The sequence below is a fragment of the Sedimentitalea nanhaiensis DSM 24252 genome, from assembly GCF_000473225.1.
GTDB classification, from domain to species: Bacteria; Pseudomonadota; Alphaproteobacteria; order Rhodobacterales; family Rhodobacteraceae; genus Sedimentitalea; species Sedimentitalea nanhaiensis.
The window spans coordinates 2,132,533-2,154,228 of sequence record NZ_KI421509.1; the positions used below are offsets into that span (position 1 = coordinate 2,132,533).

18 protein-coding genes and 1 pseudogene are annotated in these 21,696 nt (G+C 60.0%); 7 read left to right on the forward strand and 12 right to left on the reverse strand.

Translation table 11 applies throughout. From position 1 onward, the window contains the following. Positions 1 to 66: 66 nt before the first annotated feature. The 6 genes from NANH_RS0112240 to NANH_RS0112265 are packed head-to-tail and all read right to left on the reverse strand — an operon-like array spanning position 67 to position 7,132. A complete protein-coding gene (locus NANH_RS0112240) occupies positions 67 to 1,689 on the reverse strand; it encodes an AMP-binding protein (protein WP_027262299.1) in 1,623 nt (540 codons plus the stop codon). Next, positions 1,690 to 2,850 carry an acyl-CoA dehydrogenase family protein gene (locus NANH_RS0112245; RefSeq protein ID WP_027262300.1) on the reverse strand — a complete coding sequence of 387 codons (1,161 nt, stop codon included), beginning with the start codon at positions 2,848 to 2,850 and terminating at the stop codon, positions 1,690 to 1,692. Then, entirely contained in the window at positions 2,850 to 3,653 is an 804-nt protein-coding gene (locus tag NANH_RS0112250; protein ID WP_407694964.1) for an enoyl-CoA hydratase family protein, read from the reverse strand. The genes NANH_RS0112245 and NANH_RS0112250 overlap by 1 nt, the downstream gene beginning before the upstream one ends. Continuing rightward, positions 3,646 to 4,104, reverse strand: coding sequence for a MarR family winged helix-turn-helix transcriptional regulator (locus NANH_RS0112255; protein WP_027262302.1), 459 nt, complete (start codon positions 4,102 to 4,104; stop codon positions 3,646 to 3,648). Before NANH_RS0112255 ends, NANH_RS0112250 begins: the two co-directional genes overlap by 8 nt. Continuing rightward, a complete protein-coding gene (locus tag NANH_RS0112260; protein WP_027262303.1) occupies positions 4,101 to 4,841 on the reverse strand; it encodes an SDR family NAD(P)-dependent oxidoreductase in 741 nt (246 codons plus the stop codon). The genes NANH_RS0112255 and NANH_RS0112260 overlap by 4 nt, the downstream gene beginning before the upstream one ends. Beyond that, complete coding sequence (locus tag NANH_RS0112265; protein WP_027262304.1) at positions 4,838 to 7,132, reverse strand: bifunctional salicylyl-CoA 5-hydroxylase/oxidoreductase; 2,295 nt, start codon at positions 7,130 to 7,132, stop codon at positions 4,838 to 4,840. The genes NANH_RS0112260 and NANH_RS0112265 overlap by 4 nt, the downstream gene beginning before the upstream one ends. A gap of 448 nt (positions 7,133 to 7,580) precedes the next feature. Here NANH_RS0112265 and NANH_RS0112275 point away from each other — a divergent pair, with 448 nt between their 5' ends. The 5 genes from NANH_RS0112275 to msrA all read left to right on the forward strand — a co-directional run bounded on the left by NANH_RS0112275 (position 7,581) and on the right by msrA (position 14,105). Next, positions 7,581 to 8,072, forward strand: a complete 492-nt coding sequence (locus NANH_RS0112275) for a hypothetical protein (protein WP_139236502.1) — start codon at positions 7,581 to 7,583, stop codon at positions 8,070 to 8,072. A 13-nt stretch (positions 8,073 to 8,085) separates the two neighbouring features. Beyond that, positions 8,086 to 11,907 (forward strand): hypothetical protein, encoded by a 3,822-nt coding sequence (locus tag NANH_RS0112280; RefSeq protein ID WP_027262307.1) that lies wholly within the window; start codon positions 8,086 to 8,088, stop codon positions 11,905 to 11,907. Positions 11,908 to 12,169: 262 nt separating this feature from the next. Continuing rightward, positions 12,170 to 13,057, forward strand: a complete 888-nt coding sequence (locus NANH_RS0112285; protein WP_027262308.1) for a DMT family transporter — start codon at positions 12,170 to 12,172, stop codon at positions 13,055 to 13,057. 92 nt (positions 13,058 to 13,149) lie between these two features. Next, positions 13,150 to 13,599 (forward strand): peptide-methionine (R)-S-oxide reductase MsrB, encoded by a 450-nt coding sequence (msrB, locus tag NANH_RS0112290; RefSeq protein WP_027262309.1) that lies wholly within the window; start codon positions 13,150 to 13,152, stop codon positions 13,597 to 13,599. Further along, a complete protein-coding gene (gene msrA / locus NANH_RS0112295; protein WP_027262310.1) occupies positions 13,596 to 14,105 on the forward strand; it encodes a peptide-methionine (S)-S-oxide reductase MsrA in 510 nt (169 codons plus the stop codon). The genes msrB and msrA overlap by 4 nt, the downstream gene beginning before the upstream one ends. A 2-nt stretch (positions 14,106 to 14,107) precedes the next feature. Here the strand turns inward: msrA and NANH_RS0112300 are convergent, their stop codons facing one another. Then, on the reverse strand, positions 14,108 to 16,114 hold the full coding sequence (locus NANH_RS0112300) for a hydantoinase/oxoprolinase N-terminal domain-containing protein (protein ID WP_027262311.1): 2,007 nt from the start codon (positions 16,112 to 16,114) through the stop codon (positions 14,108 to 14,110). 66 nt (positions 16,115 to 16,180) lie between these two features. Beyond that, entirely contained in the window at positions 16,181 to 17,257 is a 1,077-nt protein-coding gene (queG, locus tag NANH_RS0112305; protein ID WP_027262312.1) for a tRNA epoxyqueuosine(34) reductase QueG, read from the reverse strand. A 78-nt stretch (positions 17,258 to 17,335) separates the two neighbouring features. Here queG and NANH_RS28940 point away from each other — a divergent pair, with 78 nt between their 5' ends. Then, positions 17,336 to 17,593, forward strand: coding sequence for a hypothetical protein (locus NANH_RS28940; RefSeq protein WP_051372400.1), 258 nt, complete (start codon positions 17,336 to 17,338; stop codon positions 17,591 to 17,593). Positions 17,594 to 17,600: 7 nt separating this feature from the next. On the opposite strand, the gene NANH_RS0112315 is transcribed toward NANH_RS28940, so the two are convergent. Genes NANH_RS0112315 through NANH_RS0112325 form a run of 3 tightly spaced genes read right to left on the reverse strand, consistent with a single transcriptional unit; the run spans position 17,601 to position 19,506 of the window. Further along, on the reverse strand, positions 17,601 to 18,194 hold the full coding sequence (locus NANH_RS0112315) for an energy-coupling factor transporter transmembrane component T family protein (RefSeq protein ID WP_027262313.1): 594 nt from the start codon (positions 18,192 to 18,194) through the stop codon (positions 17,601 to 17,603). Further along, on the reverse strand, positions 18,188 to 18,856 hold the full coding sequence (locus NANH_RS0112320; RefSeq protein WP_027262314.1) for an energy-coupling factor ABC transporter ATP-binding protein: 669 nt from the start codon (positions 18,854 to 18,856) through the stop codon (positions 18,188 to 18,190). Before NANH_RS0112320 ends, NANH_RS0112315 begins: the two co-directional genes overlap by 7 nt. A gap of 14 nt (positions 18,857 to 18,870) precedes the next feature. Next, complete coding sequence (locus NANH_RS0112325; RefSeq protein ID WP_322786804.1) at positions 18,871 to 19,506, reverse strand: biotin transporter BioY; 636 nt, start codon at positions 19,504 to 19,506, stop codon at positions 18,871 to 18,873. Between the two features lie 313 nt (positions 19,507 to 19,819). On the opposite strand from NANH_RS0112325, the pseudogene NANH_RS26145 reads away from it, so the two are divergent. Beyond that, positions 19,820 to 20,101: pseudogene (locus NANH_RS26145) on the forward strand (transposase); the annotation flags it as partial. A gap of 654 nt (positions 20,102 to 20,755) precedes the next feature. Here the strand turns inward: NANH_RS26145 and istB are convergent. Further along, the gene (gene istB / locus NANH_RS0112335) at positions 20,756 to 21,484 is read right to left on the reverse strand and encodes an IS21-like element helper ATPase IstB (protein ID WP_027262316.1); all 729 of its coding nucleotides are present in this window, start codon (positions 21,482 to 21,484) and stop codon (positions 20,756 to 20,758) included. Positions 21,485 to 21,696 lie beyond the last annotated feature (212 nt).

Consider the following 21,696-nt stretch of genomic DNA (forward strand, 5'->3'; position numbering starts at 1 on the left):
ACCACGTGTCAAAAAGAATTCCGAACGGATCTCTGGGCGACGCTTCACGGTCTGCGTTCGCGATCGTCACTTGTTCAACTCGCGCAGAACGAACCGCTGGATCTTGCCGGTGGCGGTTTTGGGCAATGCGCTGTGAAACCGAACCGACCGGGGGTATTTGTAGGGTGCGATCATCGCCTTGACGTGGTCCTGCAACATCTTGCGCACATTTTCAGAGGCTGCAAATCCCGTTGCCAGCACCACATGGGCCTCGACGATATTGCCCCGCTGCTCATCGGGTGCGCCCACCACGGCGCACTCGTCAACTGCCGCATGGGACAGCAGCGCCGCCTCGACTTCGGGAGCGGCAATGTTGTAGCCGGAAGAAACGATCATATCGTCGTTGCGGGCCGCAAAATGAAAATAGCCCTCCTCGTCGCGCACAAAGCTGTCGCCGGTGATGTTCCAGCCATCGCGCACATATTTCTTCTGCCGATTGTCGTTAAGATACCGGCAACCGGTGGGACCGCGTACCGCCAGCCTGCCGATATCGCCGGCAGGCACATCTTGCATGTTGTCATCGACGGTCCGGGCCTCGTAGCCGGTGACCGGCCGCCCGGTGCAGTTGGGGCGCGCATCTTCAAACCGGTTGGTGACAAAGATATGCAGCATTTCCGTCGCCCCGATACCGTCGAGCATCGGCTTGCCGGTTTTCGCCTGCCATTCGTCATAGATCGGGGCGGGCAAGGTCTCGCCCGCAGAAACAGCCGCCCGCAAACTGGACAGATCGGCACCGTCCTCCATCGCATTCAGCATGACCCGATAGGCGGTGGGGGCGGTGAAACAGACCGTCGCCTTATAGGTTTCGATCAGTTCGATCATATTGGGGGGCGACGCGTTTTCCAGCAAAGTCGCCGTCGCCCCAAATCGCAGCGGGAACACGGCGAGCCCGCCCAGTCCAAAGGTGAATGCCAGCGGCGGCGAGCCGACAAACACGTCTTCGGGCGTGACCTTCAGCACCTCGCGGCCATAGCCATCCGCGATGATCATCAGGTCACGGTGAAAATGCATCGTCGCCTTTGGGTCCCCGGTCGTTCCCGATGTAAAACCCAACAGCGCGACGTCGTCCCGCCCGGTTTTCACGGCCTCGAACCCGACCGGCTTTTGCAGGGCCAAACGGTCCAGCTCGGCATCGTGGTTTGACGTGCCGTCGAAGCCCACAACGGTCTTGAGATATTTGCTTTTCTTCGCGCAGGACGCCATTTCGTCCATCAGCCGCGTGTCGCACAGGGCATGGGTAATTTCTGCCTTATCGACGATCTGTGCCAGTTCCCCGGATCGCAGCATCGGCATTGTATTGACAACAACCGCACCGGCCTTGGTGGCGGCCAGCCAGCAGGCAACCATCGCCGGGTTGTTGGCCGAGCGAATAAGGACACGGTTTCCGGGCATCACGCCCAGGTCCTGAACCAGTGCGTGGGCCAGCCTGTTGGTCCAGTCCGTCAGTTCCTTATAGGTGCGTTGTCGACCATTGCCGATCAGGGCCGTGTGGTCGCCAAATCCCTTTGTTACCATCACATCGGTCAGTTCGACCCCGGCATTGAGGTATTCGGGATAGTCGAACCCGTCCAGCAGGAAGTCGGGCCATTGGTCCTGCGGCGGCAGTCCATCACGCGAAAACGTGTCGATATGTGCGCTTGGTCCCAACATCTATCTGCTTCCCTGAAAATCGGCCATCGCTTGTCGGGCAATAATCACCCGCTGCACATCCGAGGCCCCTTCGTAAATGCGCAAGGCCCGGATTTCACGGTACAGTTTCTCGACGGTTTCGCCGGACCTCACACCGTCGCCACCGTGCAATTGAACCGCCTTGTCGATGATCTGTTGCGCCCGATCCGTGGCAAACAGCTTTGCCATGGCGGCCTCGCGGGTGATCCTCGGCGCCCCGCTGTCCTTGGTCCAGGCCGCCCGGTAGACAAGCAATGCACTTGCATCCACATCAAGCGCCATGTCTGCGATATGACCTTGAACCAGCTGCAAATCGAACAGCGGTGCCCCTTGCACCTGCCGCGCGCCCGTTCGCGCAAGCGCCTCGTCCAGCGCGCGCCGGGCAAAGCCAAGAGCGGCGGCCGCAACGGTGGAGCGGAACACATCCAGCACCGACATCGCGATCTTAAAGCCATCGCCGGGATGGCCCAACAGCGCGGTTGCCGGAATACGGCAGTCGGCGAAGCGCAACGTTGCCAACGGATGCGGCGCGATGGTTTCCAGCCGTTCAGCCACTTCAAATCCGGGCAAGCCCGCCGGGAGGATGAAGGCCGAAAGCCCCCGCGCCCCCGGTGCTTCGCCCGTGCGGGCAAACAGCGTGTAGACATCGGCAATGCCACCGTTGGAAATCCAGGTCTTTTCACCGTTCAGAACATAGTCATCGCCATCGCGCGTCGCCGTCATGGTCGAGTTCGCAACATCCGACCCCGATTGCGGTTCAGTCAGGGCAAAGGCGGAAATCGCTTGCCCCGACCGGGTCAGGGGCAACCATTCGGCCTTTTGCGTCGGGGTGCCAAAAAGCGAAATCGCCCCGGTTCCCAGCCCCTGCATTGCAAAGGCGAAATCCGCCAGCCCGTCGTGCCGCGCCAGCGTTTCACGAGTCAGACACAGGCTGCGAACGTCCAGGGTTTCACCCTCCCCCGCGCCGGTATGGTTCAGCCAGCCGGCATCCCCCATTGCGCGGACCAGAGACCGGCACGCAGCATCGGCGTTGCCATGATCGATCCCCGCAAGATGTTCGCTGGCCCAACTGTCCAGGGCTTCGCCCAGTTGCTTGTGACGCGGTTCCAGAAACGGCCAGTCGAGAAAGCTCTTGTCGGCCATCAGTTGCCCTCGAACACAGGCTTGTCTTTGCCGACAAAGGCGCGATAGGCGCGCTCGAAATCGCCGGTTTGCATGCAGATGGCCTGCGCCTGCGCTTCGGCCTCGATGGCCTGTTCAAGCCCCATGTTCCATTCCTGGTTCAACTGGGTCTTGGTGATCCCGTGGGCAAATGTCGGCCCCGCCGCAAGGCGTCCGGCAAGTTTACGTGCCTCCGCATTCAGCTGATCGCCGCCGTGAAGCGCATTCCAGAACCCCCAGCGTTCGCCCTCATCCGCAGTCATTGCGCGCCCGGTGTACAACAGCTCTGCCGCGCGCCCCTGACCGATGATCCGGGGCAGCATCGCACATGCGCCCATGTCACAGCCCGCCAATCCGACGCGGGTAAACAGAAAGGCACATTTGGCATCCGGGGTTGCCAGCCGCAGGTCCGACGCCATGGCGATAATCGCACCGGCACCGACACAGACGCCCTCGACAGCCGCGATAATGGGTTTGCCGCAGCCGATCATCGCCTTGACCAGATCGCCGGTCATTCGGGTAAAGTTCAAAAGCTGCTTCATATCCATCGCGACAAGCGGTCCGATGATATCGTGGACATCGCCGCCCGAGCAGAAATTGCCACCGTTCGAGGCAAAGATCACCACGTCCACGTCATCGGCATAGACCAGGGCGCGAAACGTGTCGCGAAGCTCGGCATAGCTGTCAAATGTGAGCGGGTTCTTGCGGTCAGGCCGGTTCAGACGGATCGTGGCAATCCGATCTGCACAGCTCCACTCAAAATGAACGGGATCTAGATCAGACATGTTTGTCATCGGCTTCTCCTTTAAGACGTCGCATCAGGTCCCGGATCGTGCTCAGATCGTCATGGCCCAGATCCGCAAACAGCATATTGACTTCCGCCTCGTGGGCGTCGGCAAGCTCTTTGAACCACGCACGTCCGGTTTGGGTCAGGCTGACATGGACAACACGTTTATCCTCCGCGCTCGGTTCGCGCATAACCAACCCGTCCTTTTCCAGACGGTCCACCACGGTTGTGGCATTGCCATTGGAAACCAAAAGCATCTGGCTGAGCTTGCTCATCTTCACGGGTTTGCCAACACGGTACAATGCGGCGGCAACGTCGAACCGCGGCAGCGTCGTATCATAGTTCACCCGCAGAAATTCGCGCAGATGGTTTTCCGTGCGCCGGGCGATCCGGAGAAGCCGGAGCCATGTTCTCAGACGTCGGCGCGACAAACCGTCGGATGCGCTCATATTTCGCCCCCCGCGATGGCAATCGCCTGGCCGTTGATCCCATCGGATCCGGGGCCGCACAACCAGCGCGCAGCGGCGGTCACCTCGGCCGGTTGAACAAGCCGTTTCTGCGGGTTGTGCGCCGCCAGGGACGCCCTGGCCGCCTCGGGCTTCATGCCGGTTTTTGCAACGATATTGGCAACCGATCGTTCGGTCATCTCGGTGTCGAGAAAGCCGGGGCAAAGGGCGTTCACGGTGATATCCTTGCGCGCCACCTCCAGGGCAAGCGCGCGTGTCAGCCCGACAACGCCATGTTTGGCCGCAACATAAGGCGCGACATAGGGGTAGCCTTTCAGACCCGCCGTCGAGGCAATGCTGATCAACCGTCCCCACCCGGTCATCTGGTTCAATCCCGCACGCAGCGTCAGAAAAACACCGGTCAGGTTGACGGCCAGCATGGCATTCCAGTCGGCCAGCGATGTCCGGCCAAACGGTGCGCTGCTCGAGGCGCCGGCATTTGCAATCACGATGTCCACCGGACCGGCAGCGGCGTACAAATCCGCAACCGCGTCTTCACAGGTCACATCCGCCGGAATGGCCCGGATCCCGTCTGCCTGAGACGCGATCCCGTTCAGCGGCTCGGGGCGGCGGCCCGAAACAATCACCTCGGCCCCCAGTCCGGCAAAGCCTTTTGCCAGATCCGCACCCACACCAGAGCCACCGCCGGTGATCAATATGCGCCGCCCCGACAGTGTCATACGCGGATGGCCTCCTGCGCCTTTTCCCGCAGCCGGAAGGCCTGATCGCGGCCGCTGAGATAGGGGTCGGGCCAGCGTGTGGCCGTGTCGCCCAGGGCCGTCGCCGCATGCAGCGTCCAATACGGGTCCGCAAGATGCGGACGCGCCAGACACACCAGATCGGCCCGCCCCGCGATCAGGATCGAATTCGCGTGGTCGGTTTCATATATATTGCCCACCGCCATCGTCGGCATGTGCAGCGCGTTGCGGATCCGGTTTGCGAACGGCGTCTGGTACATGCGGCCATATTCCGGACGGGCGTCGGTGCTGGTCTGACCGGTGGAAACATCGATAATATCCGCCCCCGCATCGCGGAACATGCGTGCGATCTCGACCGCCTCCTCTGGGGTCACACCGGTCTCTCCGACCCAGTCATTGGCGGAAATCCGCACCGACATCGGCTTGCTCGCAGGCCAGGCAGCGCGCATTGCGGCACAGACTTCCACAGGGTAACGCATCCGGTTTTCCAGACTGCCTCCATAGTCGTCGGTGCGCACATTTGACAGCGGAGAGATGAAAGAGGAAATCAGATAGCCGTGGGCGGCATGCAATTCGACCATGTCAAAGCCCGCCCGCGCCGCCATCTCGGTCGAAGCCACGAACTGGTCACAGACCTCGTCCATTTCCGCGCGGGTGATTTCCCGTGGCGTGGCGTTTCTGGCCGACCACGCAATGGCAGAGGCCGAAATCAGCTCCCAGTTGTCCGCCTTGAGAGGCGCGTCCATTTCTTCCCAGCCCAGCTGGGTCGATCCCTTGCGGCCCGAATGCCCGATCTGCGAGCAGATCTTTGCATCGGTCTCGGCGTGCACGAAATCGACCAGCCGCGCCCATGCCGCCTCATGCTCGGGCGCGTAAAGTCCGGGGCAGCCCGGCGTGATCCGTCCGGTTTCGCTGACACAGGTCATTTCCGTATAGACCAGCCCCGCTCCGCCCTTGGCGCGTTCGGCATAATGCACAAAGTGCCAGTCGGTCGGACAGCCATCCGTGGCTTTGTATTGCGCCATTGGCGACACTACGATGCGGTTCTTCAGTGTCATGTCCCGCAGCGCATACGGCGCGAACATCGGTGCCCGTACCGGCGCATCTTCGGGCACACCGGCCTGCGTCTGGAACCAGCGTTCGGCGGTTTCCACCCACTGAGGGTCGCGCAAACGCAGGTTCTCGTGACTGATGCGTTGCGAACGTGTCAACAGGTTATAGTTGAACTGAACCGGATCCTGATCGAGATAGCTTTCGACTTCCTCGAACCATTCAAGCGAGTTACGCGCCGCCGATTGCAGGCGCAGGACTTCCAGCCGCCGCTCTTCCTGATAGCGCTCGAACGCCTTTTCCATCGTCGGTTCGCTATGAAGAAAGTTGGCCAGGGCAATGGCACTGTCAAACGCCAGCCGCGACCCCGACCCGATCGAGAAATGCCCAGTCGCCGCCGCATCGCCCATCAGAACGACGTTTTCGTGATACCATGTGTCACAAATCACCCGCGGGAAGTTCATCCAGACCGCAGAGCCGCGCAAATGATCGGCGTTGGACATCAGATCGTTGCCGCCCAGGTACTTTTCAAATATCCTTCGGCAGGTCTCGACGGTTTCTTCCTTGGACATATCCCCAAAGCCCCAACCCTCCCAGGTGGGCTGCAGACACTCGACAATGAAGGTCGCGGTGTTGTCGTCGAACTGGTAGACATGGGCCCACATCCAGCCATGCACGGTTTTCTCGAAGATGAAGGTAAAGGCATCGTCGAATTTCTGATGGGTGCCAAGCCAGATGAACTTGCACAGCCGTGTGTCGATATCCGGTCGGAAAACCGTTTCGTATTCCTTGCGCACAAGCGAGTTGATCCCATCCGCCGCAACCACCAGATCATAGTCCTTGCGGTAGTCTTCGGCAGACTTGAATGTCGTTTCGAACTGCAGGTTCACCCCCAGCTCGCGGGCGCGCTGCTGAAGCAGAATCAGGATCTGCTTGCGGCCAATGCCAGCGAACCCATGCCCGCTTGACACGGTGCGCACACCGTCATGTTCGACCGCAATATCGTCCCAGTACGAGAAATGATCGCGGATGGCCTGTGTACTCTGGGGGTCATTTTCCTGCATCTGGCCCAGCGCGTCATCCGACAGCACAACACCCCAGCCGAAAGTGTCATTGGCCTTGTTGCGCTCAAAAACCATTACCTCATGCGACGGATCGCGCAACTTCATGCTGATTGCAAAGTACAGCCCGGCAGGGCCTCCTCCCAAGCACAATATTTTCATAGCGTCGTTCCTTGACCGGTTGGGGGCGCGCATCGTCCTTTGGGCTCAAGGGTAGGTCTTTCCTCTTTTTACTTCAAGTATAAAGTTTTAAATTTGAAACAGTGGGCACAATTCGCTACTCCAAACGACAGATCGCAGGCAAAGCCTTTTACAGCCCGCAACGCCGCAAGATTGAGAGTCCCCCTTCCAAATCAACGCATAACTGTCAAAAGGGCGCACAGGCCGACCCGACCAACCGCAAGCTGTTGGCACAGCAGCTCGCTGTCCACCCAAGCTGGACCTTCGATGTCATGCAAGCCCGGATCGCGGCGCCGCCGAATGCGGTCCGCGACATGTCAGCGAAGGCGACTATCCAAAGCCGGACGCCCCTCCAAGCTGTACATTCCTGGCGCCCAGACTTGATATGCGCCCGCAAGCCCGTCATAATTTCCGCGATAGAATGAGGCTTGTGACATTGTTGAACGCGACGCAACACGAGTTTCTGACGCGCTTTGTCATGGAACTCCCCCCCGGCCCGACCACGACAGGGGCGGAAGCAGACAAAGCGCGTTCCGCAGCCGGTCTGAAAGCCGCCGGAACGGCGTGGGAACAGGCGCGAGAAGCCGGTTCGCGCGCATTAACCAAGCTGATTTCAAAGCTTCTTGTCCAAGGCGACCCGGACCTTGCCGAAGTCGCGGTTCTGGTTGGCCAGCTGGCCAGTCAACTGCCCGGCGGTCTTGCCGCTGAACTCGACAGCATCGCGCGGCAGTACCAGTCAGGTACCGCAGATCCGGTTCCGCCAAAGGGCCTGGCGACGGCGCGCAATTATCTCAAACAAAACGATGCCGCACTGGCGCGCTGCGAGAACAACCCGCTTGGTATCAGCGTGGACGTTCGCCAGCCCCTCACGGTTGCGCTGGACCATGTCGAATACAAGCTGAACACGCTCCAAAGCCCATGAACAGGAGGCCAGAATGAACCCCAAATACGAGGCGTGGACAAACTCTTGGGGTATCGGACGCGGTGCACGCGCGGGTGGAAGAGTCGCGCCGGATATATCCGAACAGGCCGGTTTCAGGGACGATACCCTGCTGGAACGCAGACAGCGCGAAATCGATGCGATGGATGAAGAAACCTGGCTTGAAACGCTCGACCCGGATATCCGCAACATGTTCATCGCGGCCCGTCGCCGGGTCGAATCGCGGATGCCGGGCGATGCAGGCGGCAACCAGGTCGGCGAGATCGACCCGCTGGCGCTTGAAACGCCGCTGCCAGACGACGACGAAATCGTGCAGCCGGATGCACCCGAACGCGCACCTGACGAGGACTTTGGCGCCGCGCTCAATCGCCGGGCCGAAGCCCGTTTTCGCGCCAGTCGCATGGCGGCAACCGATCAGGCGACGCGGATTGCAGTCACCGAGGTGCGGCAGAACAAACTGGCCGAAACCCTGGGTCCGGATCACCCTCTGGTAAAAGGCTATGGCCTGCGCACCATCCAGACCAAACGCGATTCGGAAAAACGCGCCGGGATGCGTATCGAAAACCCGTACAGCTCCGCCTATCACCGGGACGAGCCCGGCGCGATACACAAGGCTACGCTGGACGACATGGTCACGGACAAGATCGGGCACCCGCCCGTCGAGGGTGAAGTCTATTACATCTCGGATCTTTCGGTGATCACCAAAATGACCGAGCTTTACGGCGAGAACTGGGGCAATTCCGGGATCGGAGGACATGAACGGCGCAAACACCTCATCGGCGACGGCATCATGGCAATACAGTTTGTTCCGCCGCTTGTCCCTGCGCCGCCAGAGGGCGAAGAAGAAGACAGCGCGCGCGTTATCCGGCGCAAGAAGCATACCGATATGGAGCATCACCTCTATTCCGTCGGCGGTTTTCCTTCGGCTTACGACATCATCAATGCAGCACATCCAAGCCAACTTGACCCATTGCGCGACGTCGATCCGATGCCCTTGGACCATTCCAACAGCGACAAGATCGCCGCGGTTCTGCACACGCCCGGCGTTCAAACCCTTGAAACGGCGATAGTGTCCGGACATCCGCATGCCAATATCGCCGCTGCGTCAGTCGGAATGCTCGAAGGGCTGCAAAAGATGCTCGTCAAGGTGGATGCGGGCGAGGAAGACTTTGCTCTCCTGGTGCGGCGCAATCCCGTCGTGGCCGAGGCGATCTCCGAAATCGGCGAACTCTGCGACTTGATGCAGGCGCAAATCAACGACGCGCCCCGGCTGGCCCGCCTCTACGATTTGCTTGTGGACGAGGTTCATCTCGTCCTGTCGGTGGTCAAACCCTACACGGCTGAGAACATCAAGGGCGCAGCCACCGACGGTCTGACGCGCAAATCGCCGTCGCTTGTTTCCCTGCTGGACGACACCGAGGTCGAGGCCGAGAGCTTTCTGCTGGCCAGCGGCATGGACGCAATGTCGAGCGCGGTGGTGAATGCCCTGCGGTGCTACCCCGAAAACCGGCACCTGACCCTGGGGGATCGCAAAACCAAGGGTGACGACCGCAAACTGACGGCCGATTATTTCGAAGTCGGAGACGGGTTGCTCAAGAACAAGGAGCTGTTCACCCAGGCCGGAAACATCATGGTCCTGACCCTGAACCCGTCGACACCGGTCACCACATTTGCCGAAAACGGCCCGCCGTCATGGGACGTCAGCAATGTTGTCGGCAAGATCCGCGACCGGTTCACGGACAATCCGGGAACGCAGGACGATCCGGTTATTGCCATTCTGGACATTACAGTCGAAAAACCGCCCGGCTCCGGCGAGGACGAGGAACTGGAGACCCTGTTTCGGGCAATCGGGAAATGGCTGGCGGACGGCAGCCTGATTCTGACGGTCAACAAGAGCTATCAGAAATATCCGTCGATGGGCTCGGGCAAGATCCTCTCCGGAGGCGCAACCGTCATCGGATGCGGCCCCCAATCCAAGGCGATCCGGGCCGGGTTGCGCGCCGACGAAGACGCGGGCGGCTGTCTTGCAAAAGAGGAATCGCAACTGGCATGTCATTTCATGACCCAAGAGGAAGATCTGGAACGTACCCTGCTGGCCAAGGCCGCGGAAAACGCCACGTTCGTAAAGACGTTCTTTGAAGGCAGCGAGGCCCAGCATCAGGGCGATCCCGACCGTCGGCAAAAGAATTATTTTGGCGAGGGCCTGCCCTATCTGGTCATTGGCGGGCAGGGCGAGGCCTTTGACGTCGAAGAACGCGTCTGGGGCGATGCCGGCAAAAAATCAAACAAGCCCGCGCCAATGCATATGATGTGGGAAATGGGCGTCGAACAAAAGATGAGCTTCGGCTTTCACACCACCTCGGCCCTTCCGATGCCGGGCGGCACCCGCATTGCCCTGGGTCAGGAAAGCAAAAGCGATCTTGTCGAGCTGCTGTATGCCGTGGGCAAGCTGACCTATGCGCCGCCCGTCTTCAACGCAAACCGCGCCGCTGCGGACGAAGCCACGAGACTGCGCGGTGACGGGTGCAAGGAACAGTTTGCGAGCTGGCCGGATGATCTCGAACATGCCGTAGAGCACCGCGACCAAGATAAGACCGAAGATCGGGCCCGCCGCGACCAAGCCACAGACAAAGCCGTCGCCCTGGTCAAAGCCTATGCGCTGAAGAACAAGAACATGCACGGCCCGCAATTCGATTGGAACGCAATCGAGCCGACAGTACGCAATGCCGTGGCTGGACATTTCGCAAACAGTTTTCCCAACGCGAAGAAACGCAAGAAGCCAGCCGTCTACCAAAAGGAGATGCAGAAACACACTGCAAATGCAGTGGAAACGGGCATCAAGGCGCTTGGCCCGGCCATGAAGCAGGGTGTCGTGGTCTCTGACATAGAGAAAATTGCAACCGATGCCGCGTCCCAGGCCATGCCCGCCGCTGGCGCCGCCGTGGACAGCAAGCTTGATACGATGGGCAGCGACCCCGAAAGGGCGCGTTTTCTTGCCGACCTGCTGCTCAAAGCCGGCCTGCTGCAACCGAATGATGTAAAGCGGGCCAAGGAGGACCAATCTGTCCTCTCGCCCAAGCTCGCGGCGCTGACCAAAGCCTATGAACAACTGAAAGCCAACACCGATCCGAAAGGCAAAGTCGAACGGGCAGATGTCGATGACATGACAGAGGCGCAGTTGCTGAGACAGCAGATGGCGCTCTACGGCGCGGCGACAACCCCGTTCCTTGCGGCCGGGGACCGCAAGGGCGATGACCCGAGCATCATGCATTCCAAGGTTGAACGCCGCTGGGACGACGGCAAGAAACCAGTGCCGATGGACCAGAATGTCGAAACCGCCTTTTTGCCGAATATCGTGGCCTCCTGCGCGCTGCTGTCCGAGGCAGTGTTTGACGATCGCCGCAATGCCAGACTGTGCATCGCGGCCACCGATGCGCTGATGGACATCGGAATGGATGGGATCAGCAACGAAACCTGCCAGGCCCTGCTCACCCGCCGGATCGGGCTTCTCAGCGAAGAACCCGACGCGGCCACTCTGGTGGCCAAGCTCAAACAGGCCTGCGAATCGATGCCCTATCCCGAAGGCGCGGCAACCGCGTTCATCGACACGCTGCCGGGCGCTCTCTTGATGGATTCGGCCGATGGCGCGGGTTTTGCCGATCGGCTTGCCGATGCGGCTCTCGGACAGTTGCCGCTCGACTACCTGATAGAAGTCCGCCGCGCCATCGCAGGCGGCGATGACACGCATCGAGAACCGCAGCCAGAGAAGCTGGCCGCATTGGACCGGCTGATAAAACGCCGAACCTCGACAGATTGAGGTCGACGGGCGGCCTCGCTCTCCAAACCATCGCAAGACAGGATCTGCCGTCGCCCCGATTGCACTTGGTCCGCGACCCTCCTCCCGGAGAGGTTTGGCGCATTCAGAAAACGGTCGCCAAAACCCGGCAGCCATTGCTGCCGACGGTCTGGCTCAGGCACAGGGACCCGGCGCGGACCGACCCGGCGCACTGTTCCCCGCGCTCTTGTACTGGCGCGGAAATTCCGCGAATGTCGCCAGACTGAAACAGGAGAAAACCGATTTGGACACCCGCGCAATTGTCATGGGGCTGGCCTTTGCGCTGATGTGGTCTTCGGCCTTCACCTCGGCGCGGATTATCGTTGCCGATGCCTCGCCACTGTTTTCGCTGGCGCTTCGGTTTCTCGTCTCCGGCGTGATCGGCGTGCTCATCGCGCGGACGATGGGCCAATCCTGGCGACTGACCCCCAAACAATGGTATGCCACAATCCTGTTCGGGGTCTGCCAGAACGCGCTGTACCTGGGCCTGAACTTTGTCGCCATGCAGACGGTGCAGGCCAGCGTCGCCGCGATCATCGCGTCGACCATGCCGATGCTGGTGGCGATTGCCAGCTGGCTGTTGCTGGGCGAACGGTTGAAACCCCTGGGCATTCTGGGCCTGCTCGCCGGCGCAATCGGAGTCGCGCTCATCATGGGGTCGCGCATCAGTGCCGGGGTCGACCTGTATGGTGTCATGCTGTGCGGAATCGGTGTTCTGGCCCTGACCTTTGCCACGCTGGCGGTGCGCGGGGCCACCTCGGGCGGCAATTTCATGATGATCGTCGGGCTGCAGATGCTGGTCGGCGCGACCCTGCTGTTCATTGCCGCACCTGTGTTTGAAACCATCTATATCAATCCCAGCCTGCCGCTGGCGCTGGCGTTTGCCTATACCACCCTGGTCCCCGGCCTGGTTGCGACGCTGGTCTGGTTCATGCTGCTGGATCGGATCGGCCCGGTGCGGGCGGCGACCTTTCACTTTCTCAATCCGGTGTTCGGCGTCGCCATCGCCGCCCTGCTGCTGGGCGAAACCCTGGGCCTGTGGGACGCGGTCGGTGTCGCGATCGTGACGCTGGGCATTCTGGCGGTACAACTGTCGCGCCAACCCAAACGCCGCCGCCCGCCCGCCGCGTGACCGATTACACGACCGCGCGACGGATCTGAAATATTCCTTTGATTTCCCGCCGCGCGCGCCATCTATTGTCCCTGATCAATCCGGAGGAACCCATGCCGACATACACCAAGAACCCGGACCGCATTGCCGCCCTCTCGCCCGAGGAATTCCACGTCACCCAGCAAAGCGGCACCGAACGTCCCGGCACCGGCAAGCTGCTCGACAACAAACAACCCGGCATCTACGTCGATATCGTGTCCGGCGAACCGCTGTTCGCCTCGGCGGACAAATACGAAAGCGGCTGCGGCTGGCCCAGCTTTACCAAACCGATCGAACCGGCGCATGTGGCCGAAATCGAAGACCGCAGCCTGGGCATGATCCGCACCGAAGTGCGATCCACCCATGGCGACAGCCATCTGGGCCACGTATTCCCGGACGGGCCGCGCGAAACCGGCGGTCTGCGCTATTGCATCAACTCGGCCAGTCTGCGGTTCATCCATCGCGACGACATGCAGGCCGAAGGCTATGGCGAGTACCTCGATCAGGTGGAGGACCTGGCATGAGCATCGAACGCGCAGTCCTGGCTGGCGGCTGTTTCTGGGGCATGCAGGACCTGATTCGCAAGAAACCCGGCGTGCTGAACACCCGTGTCGGATACACCGGCGGCGACGTGCCCAACGCCACCTATCGCAACCACGGCACCCATGCCGAAGGCATCGAGATCACCTTTGATCCTGCGCTCATCAGCTATCGCGACCTGCTGGAATTCTTTTTCCAGATCCACGACCCCACCACAATCAACCAGCAGGGCAACGACCGCGGGCTCAGCTATCGCTCGGCGATCTACTTCGTCGACGAGGCGCAGAAAGAAACCGCGCTCGAAACCATCGCCGATGTCGACGCTTCCGGCATCTGGCCCGGCAAGGTGGTGACCGAGGTCGAACCGGTCAGCGATTTCTGGGAGGCAGAGCCCGAGCATCAGGATTACCTCGAACGCATTCCCCACGGCTATACCTGCCATTTTGCCCGTCCCGACTGGGTGCTGCCCAAACGCGCCAAAGCGTCCTGAACTCAGCCGACCGCGACGCGGGGGCGGCCACTGGCCTGAACCGTGATCTGCGCTTCGACAAAAACCGCGCGGGCTTCGGTGCGCGCGGTCTTGATGTCCCGTTCGACCGTGATCTGGATGCCTTCGGCACCGGCGGCCAGGGCCGCACCGTTGGCCCGCGCGCGCAACACCGCTTCCAACCGCTCCATGGCCGCATCCGACGCGGCAAAATCCTCTGGCCCGCTGTCCAGATGCACCCGAAATCGCCCCTCGCTGGGCGAGGTCACGGTGCCGCTCTGCCGCATCGTCACCCGCCCCACCACCGCACCGATGGCATTGGCCACCCCGGCATGGCGCGGCAGGATCATCCGGCAATGCAACCGGTCGCCCACCGCCGGATAATAGCTGGGGGCCGACGCCCCCAACCCCACCACATCCACATGCAACGCCGCGTCCAGCGCCACCAGACCGCGATGGCCGGACAACCCGCGCTGGGTCAGCACATGGCGCGCCAACAGATCCGGCGGCAGGCCGAAGGTTTCGGCCTCTTCGGCAAACGCCGTTTCCAACAGCGTCAGCGCGGTCTGTTCGGTCAATTGATCCACAATCATCTGCGCCAGCGCTTCGGCTGACGGAGCCAGCATATCGCCCGAACCGATCCGCCGCCGGGCAAACAGGGCCAGCGCCTTGTGCGCGGCAGCGCCATCCCAATCGGTCAGCCGCCCCAGAACATGACTGGCATCCGACGGCGTGACCCCGGCCAGCTGCACCAGCCCGCGATCCACCAGACGCCCCAGCGCGCCCTGCTCCATCCGGGTCCGCAGCACCGCCCCCAACGGATGCACCGCATCGCCGAGCCGCTCCAGCAACGCCTGTTCGCGCGCGCTCAGCCCGCCGGTGGGCATATGGCGCATCGCCCGCACGAACCGCCCGTCATGTTCGCCCGGCGTGACATCGCGCAGCTGCGCCTCCAGCGCCGCATGCACCGCCCCGGGGGCCTCCTGCGCGATCAGGGACACCGGCACCACCCGCCGCGGCCCCAGAAACACACCGCCCTGCAACCCTTCGCTCTGCGCCTGCACCTGACTGTCCCCGCCCAGCCCGCTGGTGTGCATCGCCACGGCCTCGACCATGGTGCGAAACCCGCCGACCCGCGCGCCCTGCGGGTCAATCGCGGGTTTGCCGCCGCGCAACAGCGCCACGTCGGTGGTGGTGCCGCCGATGTCGGACACCAGCGCCTCGTCCGCCCCGGTCAGCCAGCGTGCCCCGACAATCGACGCCGCCGGGCCGCTGAGGATGGTTTCGATCGGGCGCACCCGCGCCTGTTCGGCCGACATCAATGCCCCGTCGCCGCGCACCACCATCATCGGTGCGGTGACCCCGAGGTCGACCAGGGTATCCTGTGCGCGCCCGATCAGCCGGTCGATCAGCCCGATCAGCCGCGCATTCAACACCGCCGTAACCGCGCGTTTCGGCCCGTTCAACTTGGCCGACAGCTGATGCGAACAGGTTACCGGCGCGCCGGTCCGCTCGGCAATGATCTGGGCGGCCAACACCTCGTGCGCCGGGTTGCGGGTGGCGAACTGGGCCGCGACGGCAAAGCCCGATACCCCCTCGCACCGGCTGTCCAGAAACGCCTCCAGCGCCGCGACATCCAGCGCCGCCGCCTCGCTGCCCGCGTGGCTGTGCCCTCCCGCCAGCACCACTGCCGGATCGCCTTTCAACGCCTCGCGCAACCCGTGTTTTTCCAGATCGCCATCGCGAAAACCGATGAACACCAGCGCCACGCGCCCACCCTGCCCCTCGACCAGCGCGTTGGTGGCCAAGGTGGTCGACAGCGACGCCAGCGCGATATCTTCCGCCCGCGCACCGGACTGCTGCAGCACCGCGCGGATCGCCGCCCCGACCCCGATCGCCAGATCGGCCCGCGTGGTCAACGCCTTGGCGCTGGCGATCACATCGACCTCGTCGCGCAACAGAACCGCATCGGTATAGGTTCCGCCAGTATCCACCCCCAACAACAGTGCCATCCCGGCCCTCCTCGTGTTCACATGCCGGGTGTACCCGCTGACAGCGCCCCGTCCAGTCCGTTTGCGTCATGCAGACAGTCGTTTCACCGCCCACCGCGCCGCATCCGCCACCGCCGCATCCGCATCCTCCACCAATCCCCGCGCCACCGCCCGCAGTCCTGCATCGCCGGAATTGCCGATGGCATACAACACATTGCGCACGAACCGGTCGCGTCCGATCCGCTTGATCGGCGAGCCTGAAAACAGCGCCCGAAATCCCGCATCGTCGAGCACAGCCAATTCGGCCAGTCGCGGCGCAATTAACTCATCGCGTGCTGCATAGCGCATGTCGCTGGCCGCCACCGCAAACTTGTTCCACGGGCAGGCGGCCAGACAGTCATCGCAGCCATAGATATGATTGCCCAGCTTGCCGCGCAAATCCTCGTCGACCGGGCCTTTATACTCGATGGTCAGATAGGAAATGCAGCGCCGCGCATCCAGTCGATAGGGCGCGGGGAACGCTTCGGTCGGACACACATCCATACAGGCCCGGCACGACCCGCAATGATCGCGCTCCGGCGCATCCACCGGCAACTCCAGCGTGGTAAAGATCGACCCGATAAAGGCCCAGTTGCCCCAGTCCCGGCTGACCAGATTGGTATGCTTGCCCTGCCACCCCAACCCCGCCGCCTGCCCCAGCGCCTTTTCCGGCACCGGCGCGGTATCCACGAAGACTTTGACTTCAGGAGACCTCAAAGCTCTTGCCGGCGCGACCGTCGCGTTCACGGTTTCGCATTCCGCAATCAACCACCGCGCCAGCCGCTTCAGCCGCTTTTTCACCAGATCGTGGTAATCCCGGTTCTGCGCATAAACCGAAATCGCCCCCCGTTCGCGCTGTGCCAATACCCCGGTGGGATCATGCTCAGGTGCATAGCTTTCCGCCAGCATGATGGCCGACCGCGCCTCGGGCCACAAAACCGAAGGATCGCCGCGCCAATGGCTGCGCTCGGCCATCCAGCCCATCTGCCCGTGATACCCCGCCTGCAAGAACGCCGCCAACCGTTCCGGCACCTGCGGCACATCCCAGGGGCGGCACACACGACAGGCGACAAAACCCTCTTGCAGGGCCCGCGCCACCAGCCGTTGTTTCAAACTCTCACCCATGCTTCCTCTTGCTAAAGATATCTACCGTGTACCTTCCGTCAACATCCGTGAGCAACGGCCGCAAGGACATTGAGCGTCATGACCTCATATATCGGCAGGCTCAATGCCGATACGGCTTTAGGCAAGCAGCACGCGCCCGGGTTAAAGGCGAAGGTCGCGCTGGCAGCCCTGAAGAGCGAGGAGACGGCAGCCGAGTTGGCGAGCCGGTTCGAGGTTCATCCGCCGATAACCCACCAATGGAAGCGGGCATTGCCCGAAGGTGCCTCTGGCATGTTCGAGCGCGGCACCCGGAAAAAGCCTGCGATCGGCGGGGCGCAGGTCAGACCTCTTCTCTAAATTCTCACTAATCTAAAGACCGAGCGTAAATTGCCTGGGATACTTCGTCCGCTGACTTTAGCGTTCGTACTATCAGCGGAACCAAAAGAGCTTTAAAATTTCGATCCATTCCACGCGCTTTCTGAGCGTCACGAACCTCATTCAAGACCGTTCTGACAAGCGGGATGAACCGCAAACAAAGCGAGATTGCCAGTGCAATATTTTCTTTGGGAACCCAAGAAGGAGCGAAATGCAGACCAGCCATAATACCATCAACAAATTCGCTAGGTTTTGTTGTGAGGGTTACAAGTGAAGCTGCCAAAATAAGCAACATGAATCTCAAAATTATGAGAGCCGCAAGGCTAATATCGGCCATAACCATTTGGACAATAAAGATCGCTGCGAGTATCCAGAAAGCTGGGCGTACCGATATAATTGCATGACGAAGCTCAAGCCCCGCAACCAGAAACCCGGCCACAACCATCGCAGAAGCTACCAGTATTGTGATCCAACTGTTATAGATGAAAACAAGAGTGCAAAAGACTGTCAGGGCTCCAATCTTGATTGACGGCTTACATCTGTGCAGTGGACTGGAGCCATAGACATAAAGATCGGTCAGCATTGTGACTGCCGTACATAGCCATCGATGACCGACTGGGGGTCTCCGTCATTAACCACTTCACCCGCGTCTATGTGAATAATTCTATCAAATTTCTCCAAGAGTGGGAGATCATGTGATACAATAACGAGGTTTTCGTCAAGTTCGTCGATTGCCGACATAAAACGGCGTTTATTCCAAAGGTCCAGTAATGTCGTCGGTTCATCGAAAACGATCAACCTTGGTTGCATTACCAGGACACCAATCAGCGCAATCATTTGCTTCTCACCACCGCTAAGCTGGTGAGTGAAGCGTTCCCTGAGGTGCCCTAAATTGAATCGCTCCAAGGCAGATTGAATTTTTCTATCTATCTGATCGTCCGGGAGTTTCTTGTTTTTGAGTCCAAAAGCTAAATCTTCTCCTACAATCGGATAAACGATCTGGTTGTCAGGGTTCTGGAAGACGAACCCAACGCTCTTTCTTAGATCTTGTGACTTTGCTTCACCCTCTAGATAAACAGAGCCAGATGTAGGTTTCTCGATCCCGTTGAATAATCTTGCAAATGTGCTCTTTCCAGAGCCGTTCTTACCAACGATGCCAACTCGTCGTTCGGCTATCCGAAGGGAGATACCCCTTAGGATCGTTGTACCGCCTTTCTCTACTGAAACGTTCTCAAAGTTGATCACAACTAAACGTCCAGTTACACGTTATCATGGATTCCACCAGCACCCCTCGGAACGATGATTGGATATGACTTTTTAACGATGACCATGACCGTCGCAGCTATCAGGCATTTAATGATGTCGCCTGGAATAAAGGGCAATGAACCCGTAAATGCGGTCCACACGCTGATCTCGGCGGCATAGGCGACCCATGGAATTCCAATGGCGTACAGTAACACAATACCCCCTATTACACAGATCCCAAACGCGATCCCAAAATTCAGTTTCAACCAAAAACGTTCAGTAAGAAAGCCTATAGCGGCAGCAGAAAATATCCAACCGATCAAGAAGCCGCCCGACGGTGTCAGAAAGACTCCAAATCCACCGCGCCCCCCTGACAATAACGGCAAACCAATAGCGACCAAAACCAAGAAGAGGATTAGCGATAGGCCACCGCGCATGGCCCCAAGAACCCCACCAGCCAGCATAACGCCCAAAGATTGCGCCGTTATTGGCACGCCCACCAGGGGTAGAGTGATAGGAGGAAAGACTGCTAAAGCAGCGACTATTGCCGCAAACAACGCGATATATGCGACGTCCCGAGTTTCCATTCCCATATCCTTATCCTCAAATTTCAGTTCAGTACCGCCGGATTTTCTGACGTTCCGGTTCATGAAAATATTCACATTTGGGCGATTGATGATTGTATCTTAACCGGTATCGTCCAATAGATGGTTTGTGTTGCCCCTGATACACAACAATTTATGGCAATCTTTGTTCTGGATCTCACTTTCGCTAGCATGAGAACATTATGAACACATCATTCGATGAGCTATTGAACCGCCGCCCTTCAACCCGAGCTTATACGCCGGATCCGGTTGATCGCAAGACCATTGCGTCGGTTTTGAAGGCTGCGCACCCACCAGGGTCAGGACCCATTGGTTTGCGCCGCGCCGCATGTCTCACGGTTCGAACACGAGCGGGGACATGTCTGATATCTTCTGGCTGAGCGATGCGCAGATGACGCGCCTTGAGCCTTATTTCCCGAAGTCCCACGGCAAGCCCTGCGTCGATGATCGGCGCGTGCCGGGCGGCATTATCCTGATCGATTGCAATGGCTTGCGTTGGCGCAACGCACCCAAAGAGTATGGCCCCCAGAAGACCCTGTATAATCGTTGGAAGCGATGGCGCGACAGAGGTGTTTTCACCGGGATGACGGCCGGGCTGGCAGCCGAACGCAGCGAAGAAAAGACCGCGATGGTCGATTCCGCAACGGGTTTGTCAAATATACAATCGCTCTTGTTTAGTACCGCGTAGAGATGATCACATCTGCAAGCTATCGTACTGGCCATCGCGAACAGACAACGAGCCCGAACGGATGGCGCGTCGCCTAGCATCAACGGAAATCAGCACACGAAACGATACCCCAATGATACCCACGGCGGAATAGCACTATGACAAACGACGCGTGGTGTGCGCCAAATCATTGGTTTTATTTGATTTAATGGTGCCCGGGGGCGGAATCGAACCACCGACACGAGGATTTTCAATTTTCCTTAGGTGCTATGCAGGGTGGCGCATGCTGTTGCTTTCTGAACGATTTACCCAACGATACCAAACCGCTGCGTCTTGCATGTCAACTCAAGGCTTGGCGAAGTGTATCGTTTCAACCCACGAATTTTTGCACCCATATGACACCCCGCGGACCACGTCTGCTTGGTTTATTTGTTGAAGAGTGCACGGCCATACGTTTAGTTCGACCGTGGTACACTTTGGAGCATCAGGCATGTTCACTGATTATCGGGCCTATTGGAATTTCTCCAACAGAGTGAGGAATTCCAACCGTTATGTGTTGATTGTCGCTGAGAACTGACCCGGCATTGTCACCGAGACTTGACCCACCCAGCTGTTATGTTCTTTGCGTCATGATGGCGTCAATGCTGCTGTCTCCTTTCGTTTCTTTTTCGCTGTCTCCGAGCTGGCCTTGAACCGATAGCTGTCATTGCCGGTCTCCAGGATGTGGCAGCGGTGGGTAAGGCGGTCGAGTAGCGCGGTGGTCATTTTCGCATCGCCGAACACGCTGGCCCATTCGCTGAAGCTCAAGTTCGTGGTGATGACGACGCTGGTGCGCTCGTAGAGTTTACTGAGAAGGTGGAACAACAACGCGCCTCCCGAAGCGCTGAACGGCAGATATCCCAACTCATCCAGGATCACCAAGTCGGTTTTCACCAGCGCCTCAGCGATCTTCCCCGCCTTGTTTTGGGCCTTTTCCTGCTCCAGCGCATTGACCAACTCAACCGTCGAGAAGAAGCGGACGCGTTTACGGTGATGTTCGATCGCTTGGATGCCAAGAGCGGTGGCGACATGCGATTTCCCAGTTCCTGGGCCTCCGATCAGCACCACGTTTTCGGTCCCATCCATGAACTCGCAGCGATGCAACTGGCGGACCAAGGCTTCACGGATTTCGCTGGCGGCAAAGTCGAAGCCAGAGAGATCCTTGTATGCCGGGAAGCGTGCTGCCTTCATGTGATAGGCGACGGAACGCACCTCACGTTCAGCCATTTCGGCCTTGAGCAGCTGTGACAGCATGGGGATCGCTGCATCGAAGGCGGGCGATCCTTGCTCATGCAGGTCCTGCACGGCTTGCGCCATGCCCCGGCATCTTCAGGCTGCGCATCATGATGACGATGGCAGCACCAGCGGGATCATGACGCATGACGTGTTCCTCCCGTGGTGCGCAGCCCATCATACCGCGCTACATTGGCCTCGGGTTCCTTGCTCAAAGAAAGGGCTGCGGGCGGGGTCACATCGGGCTGGTCTATCGGTGTGCCGTCCACCAGCCTGTGGAGCAGGTTCAGCACATG

Excerpts from the sequence above, each read along its gene's own strand:
- NANH_RS0112260 (WP_027262303.1), bottom strand. The coding sequence starts at position 4,841 with ATGACACTGTCGGGGCGGCGCATATTGATCACCGGCGGTGGCTCTGGT.
- NANH_RS0112265 (WP_027262304.1), bottom strand. The coding sequence starts at position 7,132 with ATGAAAATATTGTGCTTGGGAGGAGGCCCTGCCGGGCTGTACTTTGCA.
- istB (WP_027262316.1), bottom strand. The coding sequence starts at position 21,484 with ATGGCGCAAGCCGTGCAGGACCTGCATGAGCAAGGATCGCCCGCCTTC.
- NANH_RS0112245 (WP_027262300.1), bottom strand. The coding sequence starts at position 2,850 with ATGGCCGACAAGAGCTTTCTCGACTGGCCGTTTCTGGAACCGCGTCAC.
- NANH_RS0112240 (WP_027262299.1), bottom strand. The coding sequence starts at position 1,689 with ATGTTGGGACCAAGCGCACATATCGACACGTTTTCGCGTGATGGACTG.
- queG (WP_027262312.1), bottom strand. The coding sequence starts at position 17,257 with ATGGGTGAGAGTTTGAAACAACGGCTGGTGGCGCGGGCCCTGCAAGAG.
- NANH_RS0112250 (WP_407694964.1), bottom strand. The coding sequence starts at position 3,653 with ATGTCTGATCTAGATCCCGTTCATTTTGAGTGGAGCTGTGCAGATCGG.
- NANH_RS0112280 (WP_027262307.1), top strand. The coding sequence starts at position 8,086 with ATGAACCCCAAATACGAGGCGTGGACAAACTCTTGGGGTATCGGACGC.
- NANH_RS0112300 (WP_027262311.1), bottom strand. The coding sequence starts at position 16,114 with ATGGCACTGTTGTTGGGGGTGGATACTGGCGGAACCTATACCGATGCG.
- NANH_RS0112315 (WP_027262313.1), bottom strand. The coding sequence starts at position 18,194 with ATGCTGACCGATCTTTATGTCTATGGCTCCAGTCCACTGCACAGATGT.
- msrA (WP_027262310.1), top strand. The coding sequence starts at position 13,596 with ATGAGCATCGAACGCGCAGTCCTGGCTGGCGGCTGTTTCTGGGGCATG.
- NANH_RS0112325 (WP_322786804.1), bottom strand. The coding sequence starts at position 19,506 with ATGAACCGGAACGTCAGAAAATCCGGCGGTACTGAACTGAAATTTGAG.
- NANH_RS28940 (WP_051372400.1), top strand. The coding sequence starts at position 17,336 with ATGACCTCATATATCGGCAGGCTCAATGCCGATACGGCTTTAGGCAAG.
- msrB (WP_027262309.1), top strand. The coding sequence starts at position 13,150 with ATGCCGACATACACCAAGAACCCGGACCGCATTGCCGCCCTCTCGCCC.
- NANH_RS0112255 (WP_027262302.1), bottom strand. The coding sequence starts at position 4,104 with ATGAGCGCATCCGACGGTTTGTCGCGCCGACGTCTGAGAACATGGCTC.